Here is a 10,879-nt window from a genome sequence, read left to right on the forward strand (position 1 = left end):
GGCTTTGCCGTCCGGCAGCAGCTCCGCCGTACTGCAGCGCGGTTCCATCGCGGCATGGTCGGATTGCGGCATGCTCACCCGGACCTCGATCGTGTGGACGCTGCGGCTCCATCCTTCCTCCATGTTTCCTTTGCGGATCCGGTTGCGGCTTGCAACGTTGGTGCCGGGCTCCGGATACACCTCCTCATAATGCTTATACTCGGCCAGACGTTCATGAATGAGCGGGGCACCCGGCTTATAGGCCTCCAGCGGGGACTGAACAAGCGGCAGCGGCTCGTATTCCACGCGGACCTGCAGCGCCGCCATTTCCGCGATATATTCCGCATCCGCCACCACCACGGCGACCGGCTCGCCGAAATATCTCACCTTGTCTAAGGCCAGCGGCGGCCGGTCTTCCAGCGGAGAACCGGTGAGCACCGGAAAATCCTCTCCTGTGATGACCGCACGGACGCCCGGAATACTCCGGGCCGCGGAGGTATCGATCGACAGCATCCGGGCATGGGCATGCGGGCTGACGGCCAAGGCGGCGTGCAGCAGGCCAGGTTTCGAGGTATCTCCTGTGTAACGGGCCGCCCCGGTCACTTTCTGCCCGGATTCCTTTCTCAGAATTTCTTTTCCGATGGACGAGGCGATTTCGGCTCCCTCCTTTCATCCCCATAGTTGTGATAGATGCACATCCTTTACTGCCTATTTATATGGGAAATGCATTGTCCCTAGTATTCGGGTTTAGCGCACAACCTCAGTAAAAGAAGTCTATCGATGCACATTCAATGAAGACAGACCGCGTATAGCAGCAGTTTTTCCAGCGATATAAGGAAGCTCAGGCGCTGAAGCTTATACCTTTCTTAATCTAAAAAAACCGCCCGGCGGACATACATTGTCCGTCGGGCAGCAGCGGGTTCATTCCCATCCCTGTGTATCGTGACCTGCTTTCGGATTCAGAGCTCCACCCTCGGAGCCTTCTCATCCGCTCCAAGGCTTTTCTCTGCCAAATCTATATTTGACGAATCGCCGGACTGATCATGCGGCACCGTGATGGTGACCGTACGGGCCGTTTGTTTTCCCGCTTGATCGGTCGCCCTGTACGTAATGGTATACGTGCGTGACTTTTCGGCACGCAGGCGGAATGACGTGGCTGCCGAGCCAATTTCGGCTTCGACAAAGCTTAACGGCTGAGCTAGGACTGCACCGTGCCGTGCAGCCGCAGCTCTGCCATATTGCCAAACCAGGTGCCGGCATTGTAGATCCGGATGTAGCGGTAGGCTTCCTTTCCGTTGACCGGCAGCACCTGCCAGTCTGCGGTAGATTGCGCCGGCGATGTCAACGCCGTCCACTCCGTCAGATCGTTGGATCCTTGGACGACCGTCCCTTTGATCCGTGAAAAATAACTGTCCTGTCTTGCCATCAGCTCCACGCCTGTGAGCTGTGCTTGATGGCCCTCTTTAAAGTCAAAAACGATATATCCGCCGGCCCCGCCCCCGTTCAGGCGGAAGTCGGAAATGGTATCGGCATCGGCATCGAACAGATTCGCGACATTTTTAAGGGTGTCCGCCGCCGCCCGCCCGGTTGAATCGATGAAATCGGCCGCTTGCAGGGCATCGATGACGTCATCGTTCCGGCTGACGAACAGCTTCGAGTTATCCGTCGTCAATACCTGCGGTGTTCCCGGTGTTCCGTCTGCCTTGGTATAGGTAATGTTAAACTTGACGTTCCCTATGGGTGCGTCATCCGATAACACGGTGTCCGCCGTCCAATGGCGCTGATCATCCGTGCGGACTTCGGCCTCCTGACCCTGGATGCTGACCTTCACTTGGCTGATCGTCTCCTTGGAAGTAAAGGATAGTTGAACCGGGTCGCCGGGAACGACCCGCTGCTTCAGGGCACGCTCCGATGCAATCGACACCGAGTCCAGATCGTTATGGATTTCGTGGCGCTGTCCCTCGATCCGGAATTCGCTCACTTCAAGCATGGTGCTCTGCGGTGCAATCATCTGCATCTTCAAAAAGCGGAACGGCTCCTGCCGGTAAGCCTCGTCGACCTCCAGCCTCTGCATATCCTCCGTGAGCCCGGTCATACCGGACGTTAAGCGGGTCCAGGTCTCGCCGTCGTTGGAGCCGAGCACCGCGATGCCCGCGATCCGCTCCGGAAAGCTTCGCCGTCCCTGGATCTGGAAGGCGTCTGCGGACACTTTGAAGCTGCTGCCGAAATCGATCGTGTGGTACAGATCGGCAGCCAGTCCATAGGCCGCAAAGGTATTATCGTCCCCATCCGTGAGACTGCTCAGGTAATCGCCGAAAGAGGAAGCCACCACGACCCCCGCCGTATAATCCAGGCTTCCGTCGGGAAGATGCGGGGTTAACGGCTTCAGTTCCTTTGCCGCCTGCAGAACGTCGGACAGCTTGCGATCAAAGAGCTCATCGCTTGCTTCCCCGATGGAAGCCAGTGCATCAGCATAGGCCTGCTTAAAGCGCTCCAGCGACGAGGACACGTAACCCGTGTTGGCGTCATAAAGCGCTGCCGCGGCATCTACGGCAGACTTCCTGTCTTCTGTCACCTCGAAGCGGACGTTCCGTGTCGCGACGGTCGTTCCGTCGGTTGCCGTGACGGTGAAGGCGTAACTACCGGCCTGCACAGGCTTATAGCTGAACATCCCGGTGGCTGGGTCCAGCTCGGCGCCCGCCGGCAGCCCCTCCGCCTCATAGGTCACGCGATCGCTTGGACCCGGGTCGGTGGCCGAAAAATCATAAGACGTTGCGGCACCCACATAAGCGACCCGCTCCAGATCGCCGCTCCCCGTCTTAAATACCGGCGGGGTCAGCTGCTCCCCTGCCTTGACGTTCAAGCTGTCGATGCCTACCTTTGTTCCGGGACCGGTCACCTTCCAGTACACGATGCTGTGGTTGGGGTCGACCTGACTGTAAGTCACATGATCGATGCCCATATCATAAGTGATGTACCTCCACTCGCCCTTGGTATCCGGCAGCGTCAGCGTATGATAAGGCGCGGAGCCCATCGCCCTGCTCATCGCTAGCTGCGCCGGGCCGTTCGTCCGGAACCTCAAGCCGACCAGGAGCGGCTTCGAGCGGTCGCCGTAAGCCACGTTCAGCGGCGCCAGCCTGCTGCCGTTCTCCGTTGCTTTGACCTCGATATACGAAACCTCCCCGTCCTTCCGGGTCGCTGCATTTTTGTCAAATGCCGTATAGCGTTCTTCGACGTCGATCCGCGCGCTGTCCTGCTGTGCTTTGGGAACGAGCTTACTTCCTTCGGCGCCGGCCTTTTTCGGAATGTACAGCCAGAAGTCCCCGCCTCCGTCGACGTTGTCCCAGGCCTGTTCCAGATTGCCTTTGTAATAATAGTTGGATGGCGGGCGCTTCTCGAACATTTCGGTTAGATAAGGAGCCTCCTTCTTCAGGTTCATGCCTTCGGTGTACTTGTAATAGAAATAGATGTCCCAAAAATTCGTCGTGACCATTCTCCCCCGGTACATTTCGGACAGCTGCTTGTAGATGATGAGCGGCTTGCCGTCCGGTTCCATGCTCGCTGCCACCGGGGTCCACGGGGTATCGTAGCCCAGCATGTAACGGCTGAAATAATCGGCCGCGCTCAAGATCCGGTTATTCAAAAATTCATAAGAGTTCACGGCGTTGCTGGCGGTTGAAACCGTGCCTTTGACAGGGTCCACTTTCGTTCCCTGTGCCAGCAGCAGCCGCGACAGAATGGCCGCATTGTTCAGGTCGCCGCCGCCGTGGGCTTGGTCCCTCCCCATTTCAACATGCTGTACACGCGGAGTTGTGAGCTTCTCACCGGTCACGGCATCGGTATCCACCAAGCGAAAGAGCGCTTGGATAGAGCCGTTGATGCCCTGGTCGACAGCGGTTTTATTGACGGTGAACCATTCGACGCCCTCATCGTACCGCTCGCGGTTGTCGGTAAAAATATAACCCGCCATCGCCCCGAGCAGCGGATATGTGTGCTGATTCATAAAATGGTTGTTGTCATGCTGGAAGGTCTCGATCACCGGTGTGATCAGATGGTTCGTGAAATCGGCCGTATCCTGCTCCGTCCACTTCAAGCTCTCCGTGCGGTAACTGGTATATCTCAGAATTTCCGCCGCGGTTACCATCCGGTTCAGCGGAATTCCCGTGTGGATGTGGGCATCCTGAAAATACTTGTATTTAGCCGGATCCATCTGGGACCAGATCCGGATGATGTGCAGCGCATTTCCCCGGTATGTCTCGTCTCCAGTAATATAGTACAGCAGCGCCTGCGTGTAAGCTTTCAGTCCGTCGGCAATAAATCTGGAATTGATCCCCTGGCTGTCGAACGCGTCGCTCCCCGGCTTGGACGAATCGGCCGCGCTCTGATTGCTGGAGGTGACATTCTTCGCCGCGCATGTCGAGACAAGCATCGCCTGGTAGTAGGAATACCAGGGATCCTTTTTTTCCAGGACCTGAGTCCGCACGTTTTCCAGAATCTCTTTTGTTAATCCGATGCCGGGGTGCTTGAATCCGTTGCTGACCGTTTCTTGAATATCCACCCGGTAGTCTGTAATTGCAGCATCCCTGTTACCGGATGCGGTCTCTGCCGCCGCCCGGTTTGAAGGGAACAGCGGGATCAGCAGTGAGATCGTCAATAGCACGATGCCCGCACGCCTCCAAACCTGACTGAACGGAGCCTTATGCTTCACTTCCATGATCATCTTCCTTTCCTTCTGAAAATGTACTGCCGTTTAAGTCGAATTGCTCTGTCAACTACCCTCCTCAGTTCCAGCGCTCTGGGCTGGTATGCTTCTTCGCATTCCTCCTTTGGATATGGGAATGGATGAATCCGCTTACAAATTTGTTCTGATTTAGACGACCGGCCTTCCCTTCTTATCTTAAAAAATGACCGCCATGCCTGGAATGCAGTTTCTTTAGGCGCATGTGCTGCTTTTTTTGGCAGTTGAACAAAGACCCCGTCAACGGGTGGACAGGGTCTTTCGGTTTTTATTTAGATCGGCATTCGGACTGGATTCGCCTCTCCCGTTCACCAGATCAGGAAGTCCGTTCCTTTCAGGCGGAGCACCGCCTCGATCAGAAAGTAGTCTCCATAGATGATCGGCACGGCGTAATCCCCGTTGCGACCATGATACGAACCGGTTCCGCCGCCCACGATGGCGTCTTCGGCCGGATTCCAGTTGCAGAAGCGCTCGTCCGTGGCCTGCAGGATGCGGAGCGCTGCATTCATGTACAGCGGCTTCTCCAGTCCCGGCAGGGCCTCGGCGATTTCCAGCAGGCCGCAGGCCGCGCACATGCCGGCGGTCGTGTCCCAGGCCACCGGCTCGACCGGGGCCCGGAAGTCGACCAGCGGGACATAGCCCGTCGCCGCCACGTTCGCGATGAAATAGTGCGCGACCCGCTTGGCCGCCTCGAGGTACCGGGCTTCACCCGTATGACGGTGGCTCAGCGCGAAGCCGTACAGCGCCCACGCCTGCCCGCGGGACCAGGCGGAGCCGGTCCCGTAGCCCTGGCCTCCCGGCGCTTCCACGAACGAACCGTCCTCCGGGCTGAGAATGACGATGTGGTTGCATGAGCCGTCCGGGCGGACGACGTTCGCCAGCGTCGTGGCGGCATGCTGCCGTGCGATAACATCGAAGCGCGGATCGCCCGTCTCACGGCTTGCCCAATACAGCAGAGGGATGTTCATCATGCAGTCGACGATGATCCACCCGGTGCAGTCGTCGTTCCAGGCGCGGATGAACCGGCCCGCCGGGTTGTAGCGTCCGGCGAGCAAATTCGCAGCGTGCATGCCGCGTGTTTTGGCGCGGGCGCTGCCGGTCAGGCGGTAATTGGCGACCGCCGAATGCAGCCACATAAAGCCGACGTCATGATGAAGGCCGTCGTAGCCCTCCAGCGCGGCGTCCAGCTTGCGCTCGACGCTTTCGGCCGCCGCCCGGTACTTGGCGTCCCCTGTGGCGTGGTACATCTGCCAGAGCATCCCCGGCCAGAACCCGTTGGTCCACCAGTAAATATCCGTCTCGGCCTTATCTTCGCGATATACACTGTTCTCCGGAATATACGGGATCCGGTCGCCGATCCGGTCCACTTCAGCCGACATTTTCACCTGCAGCTTATCCCATACGCCATCCAGCCACTGCCGCTCCTCCGCCGTCAATCCGGCCTGCGGCGCCGGCTTTTCCACGTGTTTTTGACCATCTATGACTCACCCCTTGATTGCGCCGGACGCGAGGCCCTTCACAAAGTACTTTTGCAGGAAAACAAACACAATCAGCACTGGCACGATCGACATCGTCGTCCCGGCAAAAATCATATCCCAGCGCGACGAAAACTCGCCGACATAATAGAAGATTTCCACGATCATCGTTTTGGGCTGCCCGGAAGGCAGCACCAGCATCGGCATCAGGAAGTCGTTCCAGATCCCCAGCCCCTGCAGCACGACCATGCTTGCGGTACACGGGCCGAGCAGCGGAAAAACGATGCGCCAAAAGATGCCGTAGCGGGAACATCCGTCGATGGCGGCAGACTCCTCAATTTCGCGCGGAACCCCTTTGAGGAAGCTGGTGTACAGCAGACAGCCGAAGCCCACCGAGCCGGACACATAAATGGCGATCGGCCCGATCAGATTGCCGTACATGCCGAGCATTTTCAGTTCCTTAAAGAGCGGAATCATGTACGCCTGGAACGGAATCATCATCCCGGCAAGGTCAAGGTCACGATAAACATGAGCACGTCGTTCCATTTGCGCCGTTGTTCCATCATTACAGCTGCACCTCCCTTTTCCGCAAAAACTTCACCTGGATGACCGTAATGACCAGGATCAGCAGGAATAGCACCATCGCCATCGCGGTTCCGAATCCCTGCCGCATTTCGCCGAAACCGACTTTATAAATGATGTAGGTCAGCGTTTCCGTGGCAAATCCGGGCCCGCCGTCGGTCATCACCGCGATTTGGTCGAAAATTTTCAGCGAGCTGATCATGGACAATACCGAGCATACGGTCATCGATCCGGCGAGCAGCGGAAACGTCACGTGCCGGAACTGCTGCCACCGGTTCGCCCCGTCTATGGAGGCGGCCTCTGTCAGATCGGCGGAAATGCTCTGCAGGCCGGCGAGGTAAATGATCATATAATAGCCTGCCGATTTCCAGACTGTGGACAAAATGATCGATACCATCGCGTATTTCGGACTTCCCAGCCAATCGACCATAAGCGAGGACAGCCCAATTTTATCCAATATTTGATTGAAGACGCCGAAGTTGTAATTCAGAATGATTGTCCAGATAAACCCCATGACCACCCCGCTCATCAGGACGGGAAAATAAAAGATGCTGCGGAACAGATTGCGGAACCAGCGCACCTGATCCACCAGCACCGCCAGCAGCAGGGCGGCCACGTTCTCGAGGACAACGAGCGACACCGTCAGAATCAGCGTGTTCTTCAGCGCATTGTGCACCCGATCGCTGTGCCAGATCTCCACGAAGTTGGCAAATCCGATGTAGTGAACGTCGCTGCTCACGCCATCCCAGGAGGTAAAGCTGAGATAGACGCTGCTTGCCGTCGGCACGATCACGAAGAGCGTATACAAGATGAGCGACGGCAGAATGAACAGCAGGGCGTAGAGCTGCACCTTTCGCTTTTTCTTCGGAATCGGCATGGTCTGAATCTGGTTATGACTGTCGGGATAAGGCATTGCCATGCTGGGATCCTCCTTTGCTTGAGATGCGCCTTACTGCTTGTTGGCCGCGACTTCCGTATCGTACTCGGCGTCCGCCTTCTTCATATATTCCGCGACGTCGCCGTTCTTCAGAACCATTTCCTGCATCAGCTTGTAATACCAGTTGCGGAATTGCGGCGGGATCTGATTCTCTCCCCACCAGTTGTTGATCGCCAGCGATTTGGTCACCGATTCGTCTTTCATCAGGTCAAGAACGGTTTGCATCTGCTCGGTCGCCTGGTATTCCACAGATTCCTTGGTGGATGGAATGCCGTTAACCGTGGACAGATACTTCGCGTACTGCTCTTTGGAGAAGAAAAACCGGATAAACGATTTCATGGCGTCCACTTTTGCCTGATCTTTGGCCGCATCGGCGGACAAGGTCCAGCCGGCCGGCGACGGCAGACCGATAACATTGCGTTGGCCTTCCCGGTCCGGCAGCGCGTAGAAGCCGAATGCAAAGTTCGGATCCGCCTGCTGGATTTGCGTGAACATCCATGGACCGGAGAACAGCTGCGCGGCTTTGCCTGCCACCAGGATGGACGCCGTCTGGTTGTCGGCGGTGCTCAGCCAGCCCTTGTCCACATATTTGGAGAACAGCTCCTTATAGTCTGTCATCGCCTGAACCACGTTGGCGTCGGTAAAGCTCACCTGTTTGGCCGTGCGCTTGGAGTTCCAGTCCGGGTCTTTGGCATACACATCATCGATCAGAAACTTGTTCAGCCAGAAGCCCATATGGAAAATATCCTTGCCGCCGACGACGATCGGGGTGATGCCGCTCGCCTTCAACTTCTCCTGGTCGGCCAAAAACTCGTCGTACGTCTTCGGCTCTTCGGTAATGCCAGCCTTCTCGTACGCCTGCTTGCTGTAAATAATGCCCTGCGGGGCGTTCAGCGTCAGCGGAGCGTTATACACCTTGCCGCCGACTTCCGGCAGCGTACTGAACAGATCGTGCAGGTCGGAGGGGAGCTCCACGATTTTGCCGGCCTTCAGAAAGACCTCGGTATCGCGCATTTCCACCAGATCGGGAAATTCGCCGACCGCGTCCTTCGTCTTTAGCCAGTCGAGATAAGAGGAAGTCGTCCCTTCGCTGACGTCCTTGATTTCGACGTTCGGATTGGCTTCAGTAAACGCCTTAATTGCGTCGGATATCGCTTGCTTGGATGCCGGGTCGCCGGTGGCATAGCCGATCGTAAACGAGGTTTTCGCCGCTTGGCCTTCTCTGTCCGAAGAGCCTTCTCCGCTTGTTCCGGATGCGCCTGATTCCGTGCCGCCATTGCCGCATGCGGACAGAACGAGCACGAGCGCCAGCAGCAGGCTGAGCATGTGAAATTTGGATTTGTGAGCCATCTGATTTGTTGCCTCCCCTTTTGTGAATGGTACGGTTCGAATCGTGCGGATCGGTGGGTTCCATGCCGCCCGATTGACTGCGCCGCGCGCGTCCGGACCGATCCTTGGTCTTAGGTTATCAAAATGCGGAAGCCGCTAGAATGAACTTTTTCGAGTTTTAGGTGAGGCATTTTCGAGTACTTCCTGAAGAAACATCCCCACAAAGTGGAGCCTATACTTCGGTGCATATTCCAAATACTTTGCGGGGACCCCCAAAAATTATAAATTCTATAATGCAGAAAAAAAACGCCTGACGGCGTTTTAAACCGGCGGGCCGGAGGGTGGTCTGTATCCTATGGCAGTGTGTAGATGGATGACTTGGGCAGCTTTCGGTCAAGCTTTTCTTTTCTTGTCCTGACGGTAATCGTTCGGGAGGCTTCCGTACGTTTTGCGGAAAATGTCGCTGAAATGGCGTGCGTTGTTATACCCCACGGCCTCGGCAATTTCATACACCATCAGATCGGTGTGCAGGAGCAGTCGCACCGCGTGTTTCATCCGGATGCCGGTCACGTACTGCTTGAAATTGATCCCGGTCTGCTTTTTGAAAAAAAAGCTGAAGTAGCTTGGATTCATGAACGTAATGCCGGCCGCCGACTCCAGCGTGATTTCCTCCGGATAGTGCTCTTCAATATACTGCTTCACCTTGGCAAGCAGCGCTTTGTCCTTATTGCCGGATTCCGCCCCGGCCATCCGGAACAACCTCTCGACCGTATCCGTTATGTCGCGCCGTAGATCGGCGAACGAGCCGCACTGCTCCAGCCTCCGCTGAACATCATGCGCATCCAGGCTGGCTTCAGGCAGAGATAGGCCTGATTTCCCCAATTCCTGCGCCAGCAAAAGGACGGACGAAAACGCCGTCGATACCGCCAGCGACCGGCTCCCGTATGCGCTGACGCAGATGTAGGAGAGCAAGCGGTCCACCCCTTCTGCAACCGCTTCCCAATTGTCGTCCGTAAAGCCGTTCACCACCGCCAGCTGACGCCGGTACAGCTCATCCTGCTTCGGCTTGTTGTCCATGGCTCGGTAGGTATAAACCCGGTTCGGTCCGTCAAAATATTTCAGGCCAAGCGCCTGCTCCGCCTGCCGGCAAGCCTCCGGAAGGCTTCCGAAATCGGCCGCCGCTGGACTGGTCCCGATCGTCACGCTCAGCTTCAGATAGGTCCGGATGCTGCGCTGCACGTCCTGTGCCAGCTCTAACGCTCCCTCGGGACCCTCATGGCAGGCGACGTAACGAAACCGGCCAGATCGGACAAATACATGGCCTGATCCCGACCGGCGGACGACTTCCTGCAAAATGTTGCCGACGGCAAACTCCACGAGCTTCGTCTCCCTGTCATTCCACTTATCGCTGTCGCCGGGAAGCTGCTCGGCCAAGACCACCCCGGTGCTGTACAACGGGCCCGGCAGCTCGCCCGCAAGATGTCGGTAAGGCGCGGAACCGGGCTGGAGCGTTCCCTCCATCAGCTGCGCCAGCCACGACTCCAGCTCGCCCTGACGGATTTTGTGCTCAAGCTGCTGCAGCTTTCCTTTGCGGATCGCTTCCTCCTGATGCTCGTTGATGAGGGATGCCGTTTTGCAGAGCACCGATTCGAGCTGCTGCTTGATGATCGGCTTCACCAAGTAATCGAGCGCCCCGTAAGCCACCGCATCCCGCGCGTAGGTAAACTCCTGGAAAGCGCTGATGAAGATCACCTTGATCGGCAGCCCTTCTTCATGGATGCGGCGAATCATATCGATTCCGGTAAAGTGCGGCATGCTGATATCGCTGATGATCACGTC

The 10,879-nt window shown here is 57.0% G+C and carries 6 protein-coding genes and 1 pseudogene; all 7 read right to left on the reverse strand.

Annotated features, from left to right (window positions below; translation table 11 throughout):
• Positions 1-582: xanthine dehydrogenase family protein molybdopterin-binding subunit (locus CPT76_RS17930; protein ID WP_258168567.1), on the reverse strand; the 582-nt coding region annotated here is incomplete at its 3' end.
• Between the two features lie 595 nt (positions 583-1,177).
• A complete protein-coding gene (locus CPT76_RS17935; protein ID WP_258168568.1) occupies positions 1,178-4,699 on the reverse strand; it encodes a putative Ig domain-containing protein in 3,522 nt (1,173 codons plus the stop codon).
• 326 nt (positions 4,700-5,025) lie between these two features.
• On the reverse strand, positions 5,026-6,180 hold the full coding sequence (locus CPT76_RS17940; RefSeq protein ID WP_258168569.1) for a glycoside hydrolase family 88 protein: 1,155 nt from the start codon (positions 6,178-6,180) through the stop codon (positions 5,026-5,028).
• A 21-nt stretch (positions 6,181-6,201) separates the two neighbouring features.
• Positions 6,202-6,702, reverse strand: a pseudogene (locus CPT76_RS17945) (carbohydrate ABC transporter permease); the annotation flags it as partial.
• 55 nt (positions 6,703-6,757) lie between these two features.
• Complete coding sequence (locus CPT76_RS17950) at positions 6,758-7,693, reverse strand: carbohydrate ABC transporter permease (RefSeq protein ID WP_105443803.1); 936 nt, start codon at positions 7,691-7,693, stop codon at positions 6,758-6,760.
• Between the two features lie 30 nt (positions 7,694-7,723).
• Positions 7,724-9,061, reverse strand: coding sequence for an ABC transporter substrate-binding protein (locus tag CPT76_RS17955; protein WP_105443804.1), 1,338 nt, complete (start codon positions 9,059-9,061; stop codon positions 7,724-7,726).
• A 372-nt stretch (positions 9,062-9,433) separates the two neighbouring features.
• On the reverse strand, positions 9,434-10,879 hold a 1,446-nt coding region (locus tag CPT76_RS17960), incomplete at its 5' end, for a helix-turn-helix domain-containing protein (protein WP_105443805.1).

Origin of the sequence: Paenibacillus sp. AR247, assembly GCF_002968895.1 — a bacterium.
In the GTDB taxonomy this organism is placed as follows: domain Bacteria; phylum Bacillota; class Bacilli; order Paenibacillales; family Paenibacillaceae; genus Paenibacillus_AQ; species Paenibacillus_AQ favisporus.